General features: G+C 38.1%; 18 protein-coding genes. 9 read left to right on the top strand and 9 right to left on the bottom strand.

The features are described 5' to 3' along the window. Positions 1–3 precede the first annotated feature (3 nt). Together BK580_RS02365 and BK580_RS02360 are read left to right on the top strand one after the other, a co-directional pair. Positions 4–1,062, top strand: a complete 1,059-nt coding sequence (locus BK580_RS02365; RefSeq protein ID WP_078378781.1) for a Ger(x)C family spore germination protein — start codon at positions 4–6, stop codon at positions 1,060–1,062. Next, the gene (locus tag BK580_RS02360) at positions 1,062–2,153 is read left to right on the top strand and encodes a GerAB/ArcD/ProY family transporter (RefSeq protein ID WP_078378780.1); all 1,092 of its coding nucleotides are present in this window, start codon (positions 1,062–1,064) and stop codon (positions 2,151–2,153) included. The genes BK580_RS02365 and BK580_RS02360 overlap by 1 nt, the downstream gene beginning before the upstream one ends. A 532-nt stretch (positions 2,154–2,685) precedes the next feature. Here BK580_RS02360 and BK580_RS02355 read toward each other — a convergent pair. Beyond that, positions 2,686–3,708 (bottom strand): DUF3231 family protein, encoded by a 1,023-nt coding sequence (locus tag BK580_RS02355; protein WP_078378779.1) that lies wholly within the window; start codon positions 3,706–3,708, stop codon positions 2,686–2,688. 252 nt (positions 3,709–3,960) lie between these two features. Between BK580_RS02355 and BK580_RS02350 the strand changes: the two genes are divergently transcribed. The 7 genes from BK580_RS02350 to BK580_RS24095 all read left to right on the top strand — a co-directional run bounded on the left by BK580_RS02350 (position 3,961) and on the right by BK580_RS24095 (position 10,239). Beyond that, positions 3,961–4,902: an ABC transporter ATP-binding protein gene (locus BK580_RS02350; RefSeq protein WP_078378778.1), complete on the top strand. Its 942-nt coding sequence runs from the start codon at positions 3,961–3,963 to the stop codon at positions 4,900–4,902. Beyond that, on the top strand, positions 4,899–5,843 hold the full coding sequence (locus BK580_RS02345; protein ID WP_078378777.1) for an ABC transporter permease: 945 nt from the start codon (positions 4,899–4,901) through the stop codon (positions 5,841–5,843). Before BK580_RS02350 ends, BK580_RS02345 begins: the two co-directional genes overlap by 4 nt. Before the next feature lie 380 nt (positions 5,844–6,223). After that, the gene (locus BK580_RS02340) at positions 6,224–7,363 is read left to right on the top strand and encodes a YibE/F family protein (RefSeq protein WP_078378776.1); all 1,140 of its coding nucleotides are present in this window, start codon (positions 6,224–6,226) and stop codon (positions 7,361–7,363) included. Next, a complete protein-coding gene (locus tag BK580_RS02335; RefSeq protein WP_078378775.1) occupies positions 7,360–8,121 on the top strand; it encodes a YibE/F family protein in 762 nt (253 codons plus the stop codon). The genes BK580_RS02340 and BK580_RS02335 overlap by 4 nt, the downstream gene beginning before the upstream one ends. A gap of 414 nt (positions 8,122–8,535) precedes the next feature. After that, entirely contained in the window at positions 8,536–8,748 is a 213-nt protein-coding gene (locus tag BK580_RS02330; RefSeq protein WP_078378774.1) for a hypothetical protein, read from the top strand. 268 nt (positions 8,749–9,016) lie between these two features. After that, positions 9,017–9,859 (top strand): protein-glutamine gamma-glutamyltransferase, encoded by an 843-nt coding sequence (locus tag BK580_RS02320; RefSeq protein WP_078378772.1) that lies wholly within the window; start codon positions 9,017–9,019, stop codon positions 9,857–9,859. A 131-nt stretch (positions 9,860–9,990) separates the two neighbouring features. Then, complete coding sequence (locus tag BK580_RS24095) at positions 9,991–10,239, top strand: YjcZ family sporulation protein (protein WP_078378771.1); 249 nt, start codon at positions 9,991–9,993, stop codon at positions 10,237–10,239. Between the two features lie 566 nt (positions 10,240–10,805). Here the strand turns inward: BK580_RS24095 and BK580_RS02310 are convergent. The 8 genes from BK580_RS02310 to BK580_RS02275 form a co-directional block, all read right to left on the bottom strand. Then, entirely contained in the window at positions 10,806–11,822 is a 1,017-nt protein-coding gene (locus BK580_RS02310; RefSeq protein ID WP_078378770.1) for a FecCD family ABC transporter permease, read from the bottom strand. Further along, on the bottom strand, positions 11,822–12,886 hold the full coding sequence (locus BK580_RS02305) for a FecCD family ABC transporter permease (protein ID WP_078378769.1): 1,065 nt from the start codon (positions 12,884–12,886) through the stop codon (positions 11,822–11,824). The genes BK580_RS02310 and BK580_RS02305 overlap by 1 nt, the downstream gene beginning before the upstream one ends. Positions 12,887–12,919: 33 nt before the next feature. After that, the gene (locus BK580_RS02300; protein WP_169864758.1) at positions 12,920–14,821 is read right to left on the bottom strand and encodes a S9 family peptidase; all 1,902 of its coding nucleotides are present in this window, start codon (positions 14,819–14,821) and stop codon (positions 12,920–12,922) included. A gap of 111 nt (positions 14,822–14,932) precedes the next feature. After that, positions 14,933–15,889 carry an ABC transporter substrate-binding protein gene (locus BK580_RS02295; protein WP_078378767.1) on the bottom strand — a complete coding sequence of 319 codons (957 nt, stop codon included), beginning with the start codon at positions 15,887–15,889 and terminating at the stop codon, positions 14,933–14,935. Positions 15,890–16,024: 135 nt separating this feature from the next. Further along, on the bottom strand, positions 16,025–17,632 hold the full coding sequence (locus tag BK580_RS02290; RefSeq protein ID WP_078378766.1) for an AraC family transcriptional regulator: 1,608 nt from the start codon (positions 17,630–17,632) through the stop codon (positions 16,025–16,027). A 469-nt stretch (positions 17,633–18,101) separates the two neighbouring features. Beyond that, positions 18,102–18,959 (bottom strand): manganese catalase family protein, encoded by an 858-nt coding sequence (locus BK580_RS02285; RefSeq protein WP_078378765.1) that lies wholly within the window; start codon positions 18,957–18,959, stop codon positions 18,102–18,104. Positions 18,960–19,127: 168 nt separating this feature from the next. Then, positions 19,128–19,976, bottom strand: coding sequence for an ROK family protein (locus BK580_RS02280; protein ID WP_078378764.1), 849 nt, complete (start codon positions 19,974–19,976; stop codon positions 19,128–19,130). 150 nt (positions 19,977–20,126) lie between these two features. Then, complete coding sequence (locus BK580_RS02275) at positions 20,127–21,590, bottom strand: ABC transporter substrate-binding protein (RefSeq protein ID WP_078378763.1); 1,464 nt, start codon at positions 21,588–21,590, stop codon at positions 20,127–20,129. Between the last annotated feature and the right edge of the window lie 34 nt (positions 21,591–21,624).

The raw sequence follows: 21,624 nt of genomic DNA, 5'->3' as shown, positions 1-21,624 counted from the left end.
ACTATGACGAAATACTGCCTATGGATATTATCAACAATATTAGTTCTTTCTGGATGCGTACGGGATAGAAGTATCGAAGAGATAAAACTTATTGAATCGCTAGGATATGATGTGGAGGGGAATCAAATCAGCGGGAGTGCGGCCTTTCATTTATACCAAGACGTCCCCCCTGAAGCTCCAGTATCGTTATTTACAGCTACGTCTGATACGCCACATGGCATATTTCTTGAGTTTACCTCCCAATCTACTATCCCAGTAGAAATTGGACAAACCCGTTCCCTAGTAGTGAGTGAAGATATGGCTAAACAAGGTATATCTGAGCTCATCGGAACATTAATAAGAGATCCGGTTATAAGCAACAATGCAAGGATAGTTATTTCTAGGCAAAATGCTCAGAATGTCTTATCTCTAATTATGAAATATCCACCATATTACTTCTCTAACCTAGTGGAAAATAATATGGAAACCGGTAATTTTCCTATATCAAACGTTCATTATGTGCTATCTCAATTTTATGGGGAAGGCCAGGATGTGTATTTACCTATTATAAAGATTGAGGAACCAGAAAGAATAACGATGGATGGGCTTGGGATCTTAAAAGATGGCAAGCTAACTTTACAGCTAACTAACGAAGAAACGCTATTCTTTAAGCTATTGAAGGATCAACATGTCACTGGGATGTATGAATTAAAAAATGATGACCAAGAAAAAATATTTTTTAGGATCTTAAACGGAAAGAATGAGATTAAATTCAAAGATAATACAGCTGAATTTTATATTGAAGTAAATTTACAAGTCAAAGATTTTCCGAAAAGTTACAATTTATCAAAGAAAAAGGATGTACAAGTGATGACAACCGTGATTGAAAAGCACCTCACCGAGAAACTCGATAGCTTGCTAAAAAAATTACAGGAAAATAAAGTAGATCCCGTCGGAATAGGAGAAATTTTTCGAGAGAATCAAAGAAACTGGACACAAGAGCAATTTGACAAAAACTATCCGAATTTACCTTTTAACATATCGGTCCGTGTTAAAATAGTTCAGACAGGAGTAGGAAACTAATGAAAAAACCAGTACAAGAACAATATTTAGTCTCCTCATTTTTTGTCTTCTTTCTGATTCATTCCTCTCAAAAAGGAATAGGCATGTTAAATTTCCAGCAAACCGCAATCAAATATGCAGGACAAGACGCATGGATATCCATATTATTAACTGGATTAAGTGTTCATGTGATTCTATGGATGCTTTATAAGATGTTAAGTAATCCTACAAAGGATGTAATGGAAATACATAGGTTTTGCTTTGGTACATACATAGGAAATGCACTTTCCATCATTTTAGTAGTATACTTTTTAATCCTCTCAACTGCAGTGGTTCGTATCTATATTGAAATTCTGCAAGTATGGGTTTTCCCTACCATTAAGACATGGGAGTTAGGCATCGTTCTCATTTGTCTCATCTACTATATCGTTTCAGGAGGGTTTCGAGTTATAACTGGCTTTAGTTTTTTTGGAGTAGTGATACCTACCATATTACTTTTCACACTCTACTACCCGTTTAGACACTCCCAGTTTAACTACCTCCTACCTGTTTTCAATCATTCGTTTATCGATATAATAAAATCGTCAAAAGTGTCTTCCATTATCTTTATTGGCTTTGAAGCAATATTAGTTTACTTTCCATTTATTAAAAATCCGAAAAAATCATTTATCTGGAGCAATATGGCTGCCTTATATACAACCATTTTATATCTCTTTGTCATAATTAGTAGTATATTATATTTTAGCCAAGGTCAGCTAGAGCACACCATTTGGCCAACACTTACCATGACAAAGATCATTGAAATCCCTTTTATCGAAAGATTTGAATTCATTTTTATCTTTATTTGGCTGCTAGTAATTATCCCTACCACTTGTATCCCTATTTGGTGCTGTACAAGAATTCTAAAAAAAGTAGCTAATATTAAACCTAGAATTTCTCTTGTGGGCCTCCTGTCGATCATTCTTATTTCGAGCATTCTATTTGATGATCGAACAAAAATCGATTTTTTAAGCGCATCCGTATCAGAAATAGGTTTATACTTCGTATTTGTTTACATTCCATGCTTGTTTCTTATTTATATGATTCAGACAAAAAGAACAAAAGCACTGTGACTTTTAATTACATCTCAATTGAAGGTATTCACTCATGGAATGGTACTTATAAATTAGACCCTCTATTTCTGTTTTTGCATTTTGAGGGTACGAGACTGGAGTTCTCACACCCTTTATATAAGCTTTTTCGATTATAGGATACGATAAAATGCTTGATTCATCTTTTGGTCTATTCTGGATAAGTGATACGAGGAAAAATAATCATAGGGTTATAATAGGAGATTAATATTGTAGATTTTAAGGTTTATTCATATAGTAGAAAAACGATTTTTCAATATACTTTAAACAAACGTTTGATTAAAATAGACTTCACATCCTTTGATGTAAGAGTTGATGAAGAGTGTTTTTAAATCGACATGGTTACGGTTTATTTTTATATTTTTTAAAAATAATTTATTAAAAAAATGACAATCTCCTTCCCCTCAAAATTAATTAAGGGACAACAAGTCTGCTCAACTTGACCTATGAAACGTGACTTTCCCCAATTTTTCTACACCACTGGCCAAAGAAGCCTGTCCCTTTGGCCATCACCTCATTCTTCTCCACCCTCCGCCAGTGCTTTTCTATCAATCGCTTCCGGTTGCTTTTCCAACCAACCATGTTTCACCATAATACTGTAAGAAATCGCACCGGCTTCCATCGCATGGGTAAATACTCTAGAGTAGTTCAGAATGATGTCCGATCTTAAGCTGGACCCTAATGCTGCACCATAATAGGAAAGAGCCGCATTTACTAATAATACTGCGTGAAACATCATCAATTTGTCAGAAAACGGACTTACCGTAGAATTGGTGATTTCCGCATCCCATCTCTTGGGAATAGGTAGATTATCTCCTTCAAGTATAGCGTCAAAGCTTTCCGCGTCTTGCCCTGCTAATTTAACGTTTTTCAACATAAAATTACGAACGTCTTCCTGATTAGCCACCTGACTAAACGCCAAGCTTAATGACCGAATAAATCCCGTTTTTTTAGAATTAAAGAAAAGGTTGCTGATTTCAGAGCTATTGAGTGGTCTCTTGTCTCCAATTAAATTAGAAATAATTCCCGTTGAATCAATAAACTCCACCTCGCGAGGTGACGGAATCGTTGGTACACTAGAGTAATTTGGTTGATTTTTCGCTAAATCTTCTATTTGCTGGAATAACTCTTTAGCCGTTTCCATGCAGTCAAAAAAATAATTTTGGATATCTTTTCGTTCCGAGTTGGTAACAGCTAAGCTATAAGCTGTTAATCCATGGATTGTCATAATTTTAGAGTAAAAAAGTAAAAATTGATCAGAAAACAAACGTGAGGCATGAAGATTTACATCATTCTCAGTAAACCCTCTTGGGACTTGGAAATTTGCAGCTTTCAAGAATTCGTCGATTTTCTTAATTTGGCTCTCCGCCAACTGTAATGCAAATTCTAAAGTGCGTTTTATGTCTTGTTTTTCAACAATTTTAAGAAAGTATTTGTAAACACAAATTGCCATGCCGTCGCCCATATACTGAAACCAAAGAGCGGATACTTCCGCAGAAGTTAAGCTGTTTTCCTTTGTTTCCTTAAAAAGCCCCAAAATAAATGCCTCCAATAATTGTTTCGTTTTGGTTAGTTCTTTACTCTGAGGTTATTTTATGGAAATTGGTGTAAAGTATACAGATAAATCGTGCGGTTAGGATATTCTAGATTTACAGCACGGATCGCGGTTCCTGTCCCCACTACCCGTGGGAGTGACAGGCATCACCCAATTTTTTTTGTAACTTTCTCCCTACTTATTCGTATTAGTTTTAGTGGTCCATATCAATCAATATAGAAGGTGGGGAAGTTAATGTCTCAGTATGCTCTTGAGGTTCAATCTTTAACGAAGAAAATCGGAAATAAGACGATTGTAGATAATGTCAGCTTTAGCATTGAAAAGGGAGAAATATTTGGGTTGTTAGGTCCAAATGGCGCAGGAAAAACAACGATTATCCGAATGATTGTCAGTCTTATCAATCGTACAAATGGTTCGGTTATTATTAACGGACACAATCTAGATCAAGATTTTTCAGGTGCGATGAGTGAAATTGGTGCGATTGTGGAAAATCCCGAATTCTATAAATATATGAGCGGATTTAAAAATTTACGGCATTATGTCAATATGGCTACAAAGGAAGTACCCGATTCACGCGTCCAAGAGGTCATTAAACTAGTAGACCTTGAACAAGCAATTCACCAAAAGGTGAAAACATACTCCCTCGGGATGCGCCAGCGTTTAGGAGTGGCACAAGCTCTTTTACATAAGCCGTCTTTATTAATTTTAGATGAACCGACAAATGGTCTTGACCCACAAGGAATAAGAGAGTTCAGAAACTATCTTCACACACTTACAAAAGAAGGAATCTCTGTACTTGTTTCTTCCCATTTACTCTCAGAAATGGAACTCATGTGTGACCGCTTCGCCATTATCGAAAAAGGAAAGCTTATCCACATTTCAAAAATGACAGAGACAGTTGCAGAAACGAAGAATACGCCTCGTGAAGTCATTTTTAATGTCAACGATCAAAAAGCTGCAATCACGATTTTAAAAGAACATGGATTGGGAGCTAACTTCACCGCATTAAATGAACATCAATTCAGTGTAGCTCTAGAACGAGAAGCAGTGGCACGAGCCAATCAACTACTCGTGACAAACGAAATCCTAGTATACGAAATCTCGCTAGTAAAAACTACTCTCGAAGACCGTTTCTTAGAAATTACGAATCACGTGAAAAAGGAGGTTGGCGTATGATTAAGTTAGTTCAAAATGAATTAATGAAAATTTTCTCCAAAAAAGCTAGCTGGATTTATATGATCATCATCCTACTAGTTTGTATCCTTGGAGGAGTTATTTTTCAAAAAGTAAGTCCAGCACCAAGCGATAATTGGCGCGCGGATACAACAGCCGAAATCCAAAGACTAGAGCAGGATTTAGCAAATGTATCCGAAGAAGAAAAAGGTTGGATTCAAGGTCAGATTGATCAACAGCAGCAATATTTAAATGACGATATAAATCCTAGCGCAATAAGCAACTGGCATTTTATGAACAGTATGGTAATTGGGATAGGAGTCCTTGTTACGTTATTTTCCGTTATAATATGTAGCGGCAATGTAGCAGCGGAGTTTTCGGACGGTACGATTAAACAATTGTTAATCCGTCCTCATAAAAGATGGGCAATCCTTCTATCCAAGTATATTGCATTAGTCTTATATTCTCTGTTACTCTGCCTTGTCTTAATCGTTTCAGGGTATCTTGTTGGGTTAATTTTGTTTGGAAGTGGCGATTTCAATGCCAAAATATACGAGATGGGGCTAACTGGTCAGAAGGAAGCCGTTGTCGGCACACAATTTTTCTTAAAAATGCTTTACTCTCTCCCAAGCCTATTAATCGCTATGACAATTGCTTTTATGTTATCAACTTTATTTAAAAGCCAAGCTCTTGCAGTAGGAATCGGGATTTTCGTCCTTTTTATCTCTTCCACCCTTGGCGGAATCATCCTCTTTTTAGCTGAAAAATATACATGGGCAAAGTTCTTAATTTTCCCTCATATGGACTTAGGTATTTATGCACTGCAAGATACCATCTTGCAGGATATTACCTTACCAATTTCTTTAGCCATTTTGGCTGTCTATTACGTTATTTTCATGACGGTTACATTCGTATTTTTCCAAAAAAGGGATATTAGTATATAAGGAATCCACTGGCTTCGAGTTGATGCCAGTGGATTTTTGCTATGGAGCTTGAAGGACAACTTATTAATATAGTAGAAAATCGATTTTTGGCTATGTTTTAAACAAACGTTTGATTAAATGGAAGTTCATATCCTTTAAAATAGGCGTTTATGATAAGAGTTTTTAAATCGACATCGATACGATTTAAATTTATGTTTTTACAAAATAATTTATATAAAAAAGGATACAGATAAATCTAGAGCGCGGGAATTAGAGTTGAACTGAACCCAGGCTTCTCCTTGCTAATCATTCCATACATATGGTTTAATGCTAAATGCAAGGCATTGATTATAAATTGGGATAGGAATGCTGTTAGCCTTTCTAGCCTGGAGGTTTTTTTCTTGAATGTTATTAGGAATAAAAAGAGGAATTTCACATACTTAAATGTTTCGTTGTTTATTGTTTTAGCAATTTGCATCGTATCATCAATTGTTTTCGTATATAACAATTATTCGTTTTATGATCAACCTATAGCTAAGATTCAGGAAGTGGAGCTTAAGGATTCAAAGGAAACGATAGACATGTATGGGAATGAAGACAGATTATACACACAGAATATCGTAGCCCAAGTGATGAATGGGGAAGATAAAGGTCGTCTTATCACCTTCACCAATGAGTATTCCAAATCTGGAGCATATGATCAACCATTTAAGGTTGGACAGGAAATCTTTGTAGAAATACACCAAAATGACCAGGAAAATGCCACATTAACAGGTACGATAACAGATGTAAAACGCGATAAGTACATATTGATCGTTACATGGGTATTTATTTTATTGCTACTACTTGTCGGGAGAAGGCAAGGCCTCTATTCGATTCTCACATTAGGGATTAACGCTACGATTATTTCCTACACTTTAGACATTTATTTAAGTCGACCACATTGGAATTTAGTACTTATCTGCGGGATAAGTGTTCTTTTCTTTACCGTCATATCCTTTTTGCTAGTAAACGGGTTTAACGAGAAGACATATGCGGCTATTGCGGCCACCTTTCTAGCCATGTTTGTTTTGATAGTTATCACCTATTTAGTAATATGGCTAAATGACAGTCAAGGACTGCGCTACGAGGAGATGCCGTTTCTTACTCGGAATCCAGAAACGATTTTTATGGCTGGGGTGTTGATTGGCAGTTTAGGAGCGGTTATGGATATTGCGATCACGATGTCATCTTCTATATTCGGACTATATGAAAAAAACAACGAGATTTCCTTTGAAGCACTTAAGGCTTCAGGCATGGATATTGGAAAAGATATTATGGGAACGATGACAAATATTTTGTTTTTTGTTTATATAAGTGGTTCCATTCCGACGATCATTTTGTATATGAAAAATGATATGGACTGGGGTTATATGTTTACGATGAATCTTTCATTAGAATTGGCACGTGCTCTTGCAGGAGGAATTGGAATTGTATTAACCATTCCAATCGGTATTTATATGACTCTTTTCTTCATAAATCAGAAGAGGGCTAGACAATGAATGTATTAGTTTTGTTGACCATCATCCTATTTATTTTAATGGTGCTAATTGGTGGAAAAAAAGGAGCACGGTCTTTTATTGCCTTATTTTTCAACTTTATTGTGCTCTTTTTCACGGTTCTTTTTATGACGGATCCAAATGCCAATCCAATTATTTTAATTTTATTGGCCTGTACAGGGATAAGCTGTATTAATTTATTTTTTATAAACGAAGTGAATATAAAAACGACAACCGCCTTTATTTCGACGATTGTAGTTTTCGTTATTCTACTATTTTTTATTGTGATGGTCACGGAGAGTGCGATGATTAAAGGCTTTGGCATAGAAGAGATAGATGACTTCAGCATGTTTTCTTCTCTATATATTGGTATCGATTTTATGAAGCTTGCGATTGCAGTGATTATCACAAGTACAATTGGTGCCATTGTTGATATTGCCATTTCAATTTCGTCCCCGATGCGAGAAATATCCTATCACAATCCAAACATAAGTAGAAAGGATTTATTCCTCTCTGGCATTAGTATTGGCAAGGACATATTAGGAACGAGTACAAATACGTTATTTTTTGCATTTTTCGGTGGATACCTTGCATTACTTATCCTGTTTAAGGATGTCTCCTACTCCTTTGGACAGATTATCAATTCTAAAGTTTTTGTTGCAGAAATGCTAACCATTCTTGTGGCAGGAATTGGTGTCGCATTAACCATTCCTGTAACGGCGTTGATTACTGCGTATATGTTGGTGAAAAAGGACGGGTAGTGGGGACAGAAACCACTACCCGTTTTCACTTTAAATTACGAAATAATGTGTTTAATAAAAAAGCATTTATTGTAAAATCGTTCTTTTTTTACTTATTACAGAACTATCCCCGCTTTGGAGCTTTAATTTAAAATGCAGATGGGTAGAGACCTTGTGCTTCTTCGTTTAAACACCTTTAAGCCATTAACCATTCCCTGTAAAAAAGCGGGGAGCATGCAAGTGAAATCCTTAGGGGAAGCAAAACATTTCTTATCAAATAAAAAAAATCGGGTACACATACTTTAACAATTAAAGTGTATACGGGACGTGGTTCCCTCTGTCCCTCGAACATCACTGGCACGAACTGCTCAGCTAGTGGAATAAGACAATCCTTTATTATCGTATATTTAGGAAAAAACTAAGGTGCGTGAGTATATGAGTAGGAGAAAACAGAATCAAATTGTTTTCTACACAATCAGGGCATCTACAATAAAAAAATTTATAGTTATTGATTGTGTTACTGGCACAGGGATTTATTATGCAATTAAAATAATATCTGCCAGTACATTAATTGGACTTGTAGGAACTATTATTGGAATTGAATGCATAAAGAGAATATCTGTGAGGGGACATCCTAAGTTAGGATGAATGTATTTGCCCATAATGGTTCATACCATGCAGAGAGATTCCACTTCCATCACTAATCGGAGAACCACTTTTTTATTTTTGCTTAAAAGAAAATGGGTCGAAGTTCCTTGCCCTCAAACCCCACTAGCAAGTATCCTCCCTACCCTTCATATACATAAATATAGATCCATATATCAGCTTGATGATTCGAAGAGTAACAACCAAACGTTAGAAAGAAAATGGGTCGTGGTTCCTGTCCCTCCGACCCAAAAACGAAACGGGGGATGACATGATTCAAGTAGCTGGAAGGCCTCTTACACAGGATAGCTCAATGGACTTTGGAGGGGAAGAAAATGTGGTTTTTCGACAGATGCTCAATTCTGCAGAGTTGTTTACCTTTCCTTCTATGTATGAACTTCAATTTGATTTGACCATTCGGAAATTTATTATGGAAAGCGCAAAGGAGATGGAGGAGAGTGAAGCCGAATTTACGACCTTCGAGTATGCTCGTTGTAATGATAGATACTGGAGGTTAACAAATGCTGGAGGGTTCCAATTAAAGGCTAATGTGAGTCCAGCTGATGCCATTTTAGACATTTATCGGAACAGCAGTCTATATGCATTTGAATGTGCAACAGCTTGTGTCATCATTTATTACCATGCCTTGTTAAAAAGTATTGGAAAAAATTATTTTGATGCCCTGTTTCAAAACCTTTATTTATATAGTTGGCATACGGATCCTGACCTACAATTACACACCTTTTATTCAAATCATTATCTATCTGGTGATGTGGTGTATTTTAATAATCCTGACTTTCATCCAAATAAACCTTGGTTTCGAGGATTAAACGCTGTCGTTATGAGTGATGGGACGTTTTTTGGACATGGATTTGGCATCATGACTGCTGAAGAGATCATCGAATTTCTTAATTCAGAAAGGTCTCCAGGAAGTAGGCAACCCGCATACTTATCAAATATCGTCACAAGGGTTTCTCCAACGACTCTGAATAAGCTCTTAACGATGCAAAGTGGTCGCGCCGTTGGGAAAACGCCAAAAATATGTGTACATCATAACTTGTGCTCGATATCAAATACACAATATCAGTTTTACCTGAATAAATTTTATCGTTAATTTAATACGTTATTGATTGTTTGCGAAAACCGTGACACCAACCCATTTATTAGGTTGACAGGTTCATCTTCCGACTAGGTGAGTATAATGCAATATAAAGATATCCCAAACCGAAAGGAAGTAAAGAGAATATGTATGCTAACGTTAATGCACTACCTAATATGGTGGCAGGAGTAAATGTTCACCCGAATATACACCCAAATGTACCACCCAACGTACCACCTATGGTAGCTGGTGTAATGGATGCCCCAATACCTTACTATACTGCCCCTTCTTATGGATATGGTTGTCCTGCTCCTTCTCAAGGCCACGGCTTTTTGTTAATCGTTGTGTTGTTTATCTTACTAATAATTGTAGGTTGTAGTTTCCCTAAGTGTTAATAAGTACGTAGGTATAGGACCACGATTCTATCGCACTTTAAATTGCTAAATAATTTGCACAAAGAAAAAAAGCACCTTTCTAAGTATTAACAGGTTTACTTGTGAGGTGCAAAACGGTAAATCGCAGACCAAATCACAGAAACTTCACAGTATATTTTACGTAAGAAAGGCTTAGAGATGCACATATCTCTAAGCCCTTTCTTTTTTCACGAAACCACCCGTAAATTGTACAAGTGAAATAAGCGGAAAAATTTCTCTTAATTAAGAAATAGGACTAAAAATAGCTTAAATAGACGGAGAAATTCCGCCTATTAACTCGAAAAATGCTAAAATGGGAGATTTTACTTTGCATAACCGGAAAACCTCCCCTTATTTACCCCGAAACGAGCTCCATTCTGCATTTAACCGGAAAATCTACGCTAATTTTAACTATCACTGGTTATTCAATTAAGAATAAGAATTCCTATTTTTTCAAAAAACAAGCATACCTCATTTAATTTATTGCCCCCAGCCGATAAGCGTGCCGCACGCACTGAGCGTGAAAGTCGATTTCCCCATTGCCGCCACTAACTCTTCATCAACAAATAAATAAAATAAGGAGCGCCTATCGCGGAGACAACAATTCCGACTGGTATTTCAGAGGGGGAAAGGATATTCCTTCCTATCATATCCGCCAATAGCATAAAGAAGGCTCCGATTAAGGCTGTTGTCGGTAACATAGCTTGGTGTTTGGACCCAACTATTCGGCGAGCTAGGTGTGGGGCAACCAGACCTAAAAAGGCAATTCCACCACCAACGGCGACACAGGCACCTGCTAATGCGACGGCGACAAGTAATAATCGTCTTCGCTCCTTTTCTACCGCTAACCCTAAGCCCGCTGCCACGTTGTCGCCAAGATTTAAGACATTTAGATAGCGCGCTTTATATAGAGCATAAGGGATAAGAATGACAATCCAAGGCAAAACTGCGAGAACAAATTTCCAATTCGTTCCCCAAATGCTTCCGGAGAGCCAAATCGTTGCTTGCAGAAAATCGCGAGGATCCATTTTTAATTGAAAGATGAGTAGAGCAGCCCCAAAAGCAGCATTTACTCCAATTCCGACTAAAATGAGACGTACAGGTGTCACTCCGTTTTTCCAAGCGATGATATAAATGGCAAGAGCCGCAAAAGCCGCTCCTACAAAAGCCGCCATTGGCATAATGAGAATCGATAATGTGCCAAGTGAAGCGGTTGAGCCTTGAAAGAAAAAGATAAATAATACAACTGCAAATCCTGCTCCCGTATTGATTCCTAATATTCCGGGATCAGCTAAATCATTTTTCGCGACTGCTTGCAAAATCGCACCAGATATCGCCAAGCCTGCTCCAATTAATAAGGCAATCACCATTCTAGGTAATCGAAAGTCGAACAGGATCAACCACTCTCGCTCAGTTCCTGAACCAACAAGCGTTCTAATCACATCTAAAGGAGCCATTCGAATATAGCCCAAATTCAAACTCAGAAAAAATACGAAAATAATAAAAATGGACAGAATAGCCATGACGATAAAAGGTTTTCTCTTTGTCTTATTCCGTTGTTCCATTACAAACCTCTCCCTTCACGTCTAGCAAGGTAAAGGAAAAAAGGCACACCAATCATTGCTGTAATCACACCGACTGGCGTTTCAAAAGGCGGGTTAATCATTCTAGCTCCAATATCAGCGAGAATAAGTAAGAGAGCACCTAAAACCGCCGAACAAGGAATAACCCAACGGTAATCAACCCCAACTAAGAAACGACAAATATGAGGAATTACCAGTCCAACAAATCCAATGGTTCCTGCAACAGATACAGCCGCTCCCGTTAATAATAATACGACAAGCATCCCGACTATTCGTACAAAAGCGGTCCGTAATCCCAAGCCTTTCGCCACTTCATCTCCTAAACTCATCAATGTAATCGAAGGAGCCAACACGAACGCTATGATAAGCCCGACCACCGCAACCGGAAAGATTAACTTTATGCTGATCCACTCGGTTCCTGACACACCACCCGCATACCAAAAACTCACATTTTGTGCGACATTATAATGAATCGAAATCGCCGTTGAAAACGAGCTTAGCATCATCCCAACTGCTGTACCTGCCAATGCAAGCTTCACAGGAGATAGTCCCCTTTTTGAAAAAGCTCCTACCATAAAAACAATACCTGCAGCCATTCCAGCCCCGAAAAATGACCATATCATCAGACCAATATTAGAGGTCTGTGGAAAAAAAGCAAACGCGATGACAATCATAAAAACAGAGCCTGAGGAAAGGCCCATAATCGAAGGAGATGCCAATGGATTTCGTGTGAGCCCTTGCATAATCGCACCAGATACGGCTAAGAAAGCCCCAACAAAACCAGCTGCAAGAGCACGCGGAATTCGTAACTCTTGGATAATCTGATGGGTGTAAAGGTCGCGATTATATTGAAAGACGGCATCCCAAACGGTCTTAAGGTCAACATTTGCAGCCCCGAGCGATATCGATGCGCCTAAGCTAAAGATAAGAGCAACTATTCCAGCAAGTAAAATGAGTATCGCAACAAAAGGGCGGGAAGTAATCTCCTCTTCCTCCACCTCTTTTGAAAACCTCACACCTTCCCCTTCACTTTCTTTTATATTCATAACAAATCCATTCCTTTACTTGATAAAATCTTATTATAAATATTGAGTGAACCATTTAACAATTCGTTCTAGTTGATCGATTTGATGGTGTTCCTGGTGAATACCGTGTCCTTCTCCAGGGTATTTGAGATATTCCACTGGTGTACCTAAGGCTTTGAGGCCTTGATAAAATTCATCTGCTTGAGTACTCGGTATCTTTCCATCCTTATCTCCGTGAAAAATGAGCGTAGGTGTTTGGACTTTTTCGATAAAATGAATCGGTGACCGTTGGATAAGCTTTTCAGCGTTTTGATAAGCGATTAACGGTTCACGCCAGTGGACACTAGACCAATACGGAGCCATACTGGATTGGCCATTCCAACTAATCCAATTCACGATCGCAGCTCCTATCACCGCTGCCTTAAAGCGATTCGTTTGCGTGATCGCCCATGACGTTAAATATCCACCATAACTCCAACCAGCTACTCCTAACCTGTCTGGGTCGGCATATCCCTTGGCAATTATTTCATCCACACCAGACATAATATCTGAAAAATCCTTCCCACCTAAATCCCCATTATTCGCCTGAACAAATTTTGCCCCTCGACCACTGCTTCCTCTTGGATTAGGAAGGAAGACCATATAGCCTTGACTAGCCAGTAACTGAGCCCATGAATTCGTGAGGTAACATGTGTCCCACCACGAACGACGAGGCCCTCCATGAATCTCCACAACCGTTGGATAACTTTTTCCTGGTCGATAGTCAACTGGTTTAATCAAAAGGCCATACATCGTTAAACCATCTTCCGCTTCCCAACTAATCTCCTCTGTTGCACCAAGCTCCATGTCTTGGACGTGTAGATTGAATGCCGTGATTCGTTTGATAGATTTCCCCAATTCCCCAACTACAACGTTCCCAGGTTCCTTAGGCCCCGAGCATGACGTCGCAAATTGACTCCCATCAGCACTTAATGAAACGTTAAAGGTAGTGAAGCTTCCACTTCCAAGGGAGCCTTGCTTTGTATCATTCGGATCCAATAGCACCTCTATTTCAGTACCACTTAATGTTGTAGTATATATTCCCACTCGAAAATTGCTAAGGGCAGCAAAAATAAGGCGACCATCAGGTAAAAAGTCGATCCATTTCACACTTCCTGGAAAGTCTGCACAAATCGTTCTAGGTAAATGTCTTTTTTCTTGAACGGAGAATATAACTAGTTGCCCACTACCTGGTTCATGCTCACGTCCACACCAAGCAATATAATTCCCACACGGTGACCAGGCTAGCTTAATCGTCATATCATGTGATTTGCCAAGAAAATGTTCTTCCCCATTATGTACATGATAAGTAGTCAAATCCTGTTTGGCATTCGTTCCATTCTCACTGACAGATGAAGTGACGACCTGCTTGCCATCTGGAGACCAAGCATATCTAGTGATTTGCTTATTTCCTTTTGATAGCTGATGAATAACATTCGTTTCCCTGTCTACCACATAAAGGTGAGTCGAGCGTTTACGTTGACTAGTTACCACAAATGTATCGTTTTCTAACTTACTATCACAGCAAAGAAAGCTAATGAAGCGACCATCAGGTGACCATTCTATATTATTTGCCCCTGTAGGAACTTTCAATGTAGACAATTGCTCGCCGTCTTTATTAACAAAAGCAATCTTACAATCCTTTTCCTTCACAAGTAACGCTAAACACATTCCATCAGGTGACCATCTAGGTTCTTGTATCAAAGAAAAGCTCGTTTCAATTTTACAAGGGGCTCCTCCATTACGATTAGCAATCCACACATGTTTCGATGCATGCCCAGCACGTTGTGAGACACGGCTCGTAACAAAAGCTACTTGAGAGCCATCTGGAGATAGTTGCACATCCTGAACTTCCTCTAATTTTACCGCTTCTTCAATCAAGCTTGCATAGTCCTTCGAAACTTTCACCGTATCCATCAACATCCACCCCTAACATTTAATAAAGACCTAAAAAGATATCCCGTACCATTTGTGATACGGGATAGTAAGAACAGAAAACTATTTTAGAGGATCCCCAACTGGATAGTACTAATCCTTTGTTAACTTATCGACGGCATCTTCCACGATTAATTGATTTGCAATCGGTCCAAACCCTTGGAACCATAAACTATAATCAACTGGATATACTTGTTCCTTTTGAACAGCCGTTAGATGTTCCCATAATGGAGTTCGTTGCACCTCATCTAACTTTTCTTCACTATCTACTAGTAAAAAGATATGATCCGGGTCAATCTCCGGTAACATTTCAAAGGAGAGTGGTTCAAAAGTTGACGCGTTGTCTGGAAAGTGAGCTGGGGCTTGTACGCCCAAATCCTTGTAAAGAACTTCATAATTTTTTGCACTGTAATAACGTAACTCAGATGATGTGACTCGTAAGAACATCACCGTTTCTTCACCAATCGATTCAAGAACCGCTTTTCTCGATTGTTCAATTAACTCATCATACTCGGTAATAATTTCTTGAGCTTTTTCTTTTTCCCCAAATACTTCCGCTAAAAATAAGAAGGTTTGACGCATATCCTTCACGCCTTCTTCATCTTCTTTTGCATCTACAATGACAGTTGGGGCAATTTTCGTGTAATCTTCATATACTTTTTCAAACGCTTCATTAGCTAAAATTAGATCCGGTTCAATGGAAAGAAGAACTTCAATATCGGAATTTAAAGCCCACCCTATATTTTGAGTGTCTTGTAATCGATCCTTTAAATACCATGGATACTCGCCATCTTCTGGTCCTGCACTTACCGACGCATATGGTGTAATGCCAAGCGAAAGTAAATAATCGGTAATTCCCGGCATAAGGGAAGTTACTTTTTCTGGTGTTTCTTTAACAACCGTTTCTCCGAACAAGTGCTGCACTACTCTTTCTTCTGAAGCACCATCCCCTGCTACTTTTGATTGATCTTGTTCTGCATCTTTTGCTCCGCATGCTGTGACCACACCCAAAAGGAACAGAACCAATAAAATATTCATCCACTTTTTCAAACTCTTTACCCCCGATTCTTTTTGTTCATCCTATTAAATTTTTTACTTGATATTGATAATCATATTCATTTACTATCTTAATAGGATTCCCTTTCGTTCTCAATGGACAAAATCTTACCGTTTTATGGACAAAACTCATCTCTCTCCCAGACATTCTATTATTCTATCAATTGTAATCATGTTCTTTAACGGAGCATGTAGATTAAGCCAATGATCAATCTCATACACTTGATTCGTTTCCACAGCTTTTAAGCAATTCCAAATGTAACTTGCTTTTAACAGCTTGATCTCCTCTTCACAAGAATCCGCTGCCCATGTCGATAAGAAAATATGATCCGGATTTAAAGCTTTCAGATGCTCAAGATTTGTATACTCAAAATGAGAATGTAACTGTATTCCTGGTGGAGGAGTTAGACCTAATTCTTTATATAAAATAACTCCCAGTTGTCTTCTCCCACCATAAATGCGTATTCCTTTCTTGGTGACAATCAATACCATGACCGTTTCTTGGTCCTCTACCAACTTAGATAATGTATTTCTTGCTTTGCTTGCCTTCGCTTCAAACTCATTTAACCATAGTAACGCTTGTTCCTTTCGATCAATCAAACGTGAGAATTCCAACAATAAGGATTTCCAATCATCATCTACACCCGAGACGATGGTTGGGGCAATCTTCTCTAAACTTTTCAACTGATGAGTCGGTCTTTCGCCATTTAAAATCAAGTCTGGAGCGCTCCTTAATAAGGCATCATAATTAGGCTGATCCACTCTCCCAATGATTTTTGTTCCAGCCATTTTCTCTGCCAGATAAGGCAAATGCCCATTTACTTGGCTTATTCCTTCATAATAATAAGTCGCCACAGGTTGTACACCTAATGTAATAAAATAATCATTGAGGTTCGGGTTTATTGTGACAATTCTTTTATTCGTTCTTTTTACATAAATCGTTGGGGAAATACCGACCGTTTTTTTGAAGATGCGACTAAAGTAAAGTTCATCTTGATAACCTACACTTTGAGCGACGACTTTTAAACGTTGATTCGTATACAATAATTCCTTTGACTTTTGTATCCGTAACTGAGTGATATAATTAGTGGGTTTGACACCCACATAGTTGGTAAATATTCTGGAGAAATTCGTTGGGCTTAACCCAAACATTTCCGCGATCCCTTTGACCGAAATTTCTTTCATATAATGTTCATGAATATATCGCAGAACACGTTCAATGACTAAATTAGTGTCTCCATTTTCTCTTTTCCTTTTGATGTCTGATACGATCGTATAGATTACTTCTTGAAAAAGGATTCGTTGATGCCATTGTTGCAATGGATCTTGACTATCCTTCTTTTCATACATTTGTTTTAACAAAGTCAGGATTTGTGACGTATCCCTAATCGATACATCCCCTTCGTTTAAAAAAGGTAAATCCCTTGACGTTGTGGAATCATTTTTTAATGAATGATAGGAAAAGGGAATCATATAAAATCGAACCGGTTCAGTAGACTCCACTTTTCCACCTACTATTTGTCCAGGAGCTAACAAGAAAATCTTCCCTTGTTCCACAACATAGGTTCTTGCATCACAACATAACTTCCCTTTCCCATCTACTATATAAATAAGCGTATGCTCAGCAATATACCGCCTCGTCATTTCCCACCCTTGCTCACGAGGCTTATAGGTAATATCGGAATATGAAAACACCGTATCCTTGAATCCGCTTAGCTCTTCTTCAGTTATCATCATGTAGCTCCCTTTCAAACAGAGAATTAATTGATATTGATTCTCATTATCTACTATTATTCTACTTGATTAACGCAAAAAAGGAAAGCTGCGGGGACGGCCCCCTTGGCATCATTTCATTTGAGATAAAAATATAGTGAAAAAACTAATTTATTATTAGTAGGTTTCAAACAAACATTTGATTAAATCGCACTTCCCATCCCTTTATAAAAGAGTTTATCGAACCTTCCTTTAAATCAACATCATTATGATTTGCATTTTTATTTTCTGAAAATAGTAATCTACACACTATGAAGGAGTCCCTTTGGCTTACTTTTAAGAACATTAAGTTCCCATTTTGCATTTAGAGGATTTTATGTAGTGGGAATCGGATGACTGAGGGTCTGCCACCGAAACAATATAAGAAGATACCAAGGGGATACCAAGGGGACTGTCCCCTTGGTACCCCCTTGGTACCAATTTTCATTGAAATCTAATTATCCAAATCATACAAACCCGGAGCATGCTCATTAGGCATATCCGGCATTTCTGGTACTGGATAGCCTTTTGGTGGTTCTGTTACAGATAGTTCCCCACCATTTCTACTAGGTGTTGTTCCTTGGAAGATTTCACCTATACGTGTGTCATCTAGCCTGAAATTGAATTGAGCATTATGAAAGCCCAAATCCACATATTTGCGGCATTCTGGGTATTTATTTAAATCATAATTCGGGATTGGGAATAATTTTCCCCAATTAACGCCTAATGTTTCCAATGCTTTTGCGAAGGCGTTTTGATGAGCGTTATCACGGACCATTAAGAAAGCAATCGTTTCACGTAATGCTTTATTACTGCTCATCTCATAAATTCTCGATTTTTGTAATACGCCTGTTGATTCAAGCGTCACGTTATTTAACAGATTTGCAGCAAGATTACCATGGTCATACACCCACGATCCGTTCCAAGGATTACCACCAGCATCTACAGGCAGCGATCCTTTCGCTCCAATAATAAAATGATGGGGGTTTGCGCCATCTTGTATCACATCATTTAAAGGAGCTCCATCAATTGCTTGGTTGCCTGGCATATTTCCACCAGCATCATTAAGTAGCTGATTGATGGTTGATTGGACAAGCTCCACATGGCTAAGTTCTTCCAAAAATACGCCCCTAATTAGGTCGCGATATTGTTTGGCTTTCCCTCTAAAATTGGCACTCTGAAAGGAATACTGCATCATTGTTCGCATTTCGCCAAACTGACCACCTAGTGCTTCTTGAAGTACTTTTGCAGCATGCGGGTCCGGTTTATCAGGGACAATCATATTAATCAAATCTTCTTTATAAAAATACACGGGACATCATCTCCTATTTTGGGTTACCAATTTTAATATCCCAATGGATGAGAGATTTATTCCGATAATGGAAACATTATTTTATACCAAGGGGACAGTCCCCTTGGTATCTTATCTTACTTGGCAAGTTACCAGGGGGACTGTCCCCCTGGTAACACTGACACCCCACTAAACACACAAAGCCAATGCCCCCAATATCCCTTGTTGATCGTTTAGCTGTGGTTGAACAATATATTCGTCCATTGATTCAATTGTGATATAGTTTTGTAATAGCTTAGAAACTTCCTTTCTAATCAATGGGAAAAGGATGTCTTGCTTCATTACTCCGCCACCAAGGATAATTTTCTCTGGGCTCAAAATTAATAGGTAGTTCACAATCGCCTGTGCTAAATAATGTGCTTCTAATTCCCACACTTCATGCTTATCCTTTAACTCATTTCCTTTTATGCCGTATCTTGCCGCAATTGCCGTACCAGAAGCAAGGCCTTCTAAACAACCTTTATGGTAGGGGCAACAGCCTTCAAAAGTATCTTGTGAATAACGTGGTACGTAAATATGCCCCATCTCAGGATGAGTCATTCCTTTTAAAGTCACCCCATTTTTCACATAGCCTGCACCTATGCCGGTACCTACTGTAATGTATAAACAGCTTTCAGAATCTTTTGCAGCTCCCCAATGATACTCTCCTAAAGCGGATGCATTAACATCCGTATCTAAAAATAGAGGAATATTATATTTTTCTTTAAAGGCTTGGTAGACGTTAAAGTTTTTCCACAATATTTTAGGACTATTTAAAATTTCACCATACGTTTCTTTTTTCTCATTTAACTCGATAGGGCCGAAGCTGCCAATTCCTAGCGAGCTTAATGTATACTTTTTAAAGAATAGATCGACCTGTTGAATTGTTTGGTCAGGATCTAAAGTTGGGATGGTAACTTTGTCGACTATTTTTCCTTCCTTATTTCCTACTGCACAAACAAATTTTGTCCCGCCTGCTTCAATTGCACCGTATAGCATAAGCTTGCCCCTCCAATGAAATTAGAGGGTGTCCTAAAAGGACGATTGCTAACCCTTTTTTGGCACCCTCTAAATAAATAGTTTGAGATGTTGCTAACTATCAATAGCTCTGATAGTAGCCCTGTAAATCTTTTTGTACATTACACGTCTTTATTGATTTGCTTTCCACTCATCGTATTGCTTTTGCATTTCTTCCATTACTTTATCCATTCCCGCTTCTTTTAACTTCTTATTGAAAGCAGGTATATATTCTTCTGGATCTACCGCACCTTTCAGTAATGCTGGTCCAAACTCACTTGTTACGTTAGAAATAGCGGCAATTTCGGTTCTAACTGGGTTAGAGTCGAAATAGAACCCTAATACTGGTGATTGGATAGAGCTTTCATTGAATTCTTCGAAAGCATCCCATTTGTCTGCTGGATCATCTTCATATAATTTTAAAATTAATTGGTTACCGATAGCAAAGCTTGGCATATTATATTGTTCTACACGAGCAGGAAGATCTTTAATTGTACCGTCTTCATTCTCTTCGTAGTGAACGTCTTCAATTCCTTTATCCACTAGATTTCGTAAATATGGATCTGAATTCAGTAAATTTAAGAACATCATCGCTCTTTCAGGATTTTTTGAAGTTGCTGAAATTGCTTGCATGGAACCTGTTACAGAGTTATTAAACACATATGGTTCATGAAGTGCACGTGTCACGATCTCATACCCTGCAGATCTAGACCAGATTGACTCTGCATACGGCTGGTATAATTCTTTACGAACGAACCAATTCGCTGTTTCTAAAGGCCAAGAGTCGGTACTTGTTGCAGCATCTGGACGAATATAGCCTTTTTTGTAGTAGCTATGCATCGTTTTAAGCGTTTTCATTGTTAGTTCTTCTTCATACTTATTAATTACTTCATCTGTATTCCCATCAAGTCGGAAAGCAAATGGCATTTCTTCTTGCAAAATAGAATCAAACGGTAAGAATGCATCAAATGTTGCGATAGGAGAAACATTTGCTTCTTTTTCTTTAATGACAGCTAATAGTGGTTCTAAATCTTCTAATGTATTTACCTTAGAAAGGTCTAATCCATGCTTTTTCACTAATTCATTGTTAAAGGAAAGCACAGCTTGCTGTCCTACTTCCTTGTTGGTTGGCACGGCAAAAAGCTTACCATCAATTTGAGCACCTTCTAAAAATGCTGGGTCGATTAGTTCTTTCATTTCTTTTCCATATTGATCCATTAAATCGTTTAACTCACGGAATGCTCCCCTTCTTGCATTAAGTGAGTAATTATTTGCCCAAGAGCTTGTGAACGCAATGTCATATTCTTCACCAGAAGTGGTGATAACCTGCATTCTATCATTGAATTCTCCCCAATCTAATAGCCTTAGATCGATTGTTGTATTAATTTTTTCTTTCGTGTACTCATTTACTTTTTCCATAACGACATTAACATCCTGCTGTGGAGTACCGATTAAGTACCAAACTAATGTTACGTGATCATCTGTAGTTGCCTTGTCATTTGATTTACTACTATTGCTTGATTTTTCGTTACTGCACGCTAATAGTACTGAAGCAATGAGCATCATCATAATTGCTAATAAACCTATCTTTCTCATTGTTACATCCCCTTTGTTTTTTATGATAAGACTC

This window comes from Sutcliffiella halmapala (assembly GCF_002019665.1).
Taxonomy (GTDB): Bacteria; Bacillota; Bacilli; order Bacillales; family Bacillaceae_I; genus Sutcliffiella_A; species Sutcliffiella_A halmapala.
Note: the sequence above shows the minus strand (reverse complement) of the source record. Positions and strands in the feature narration are given on the sequence as shown.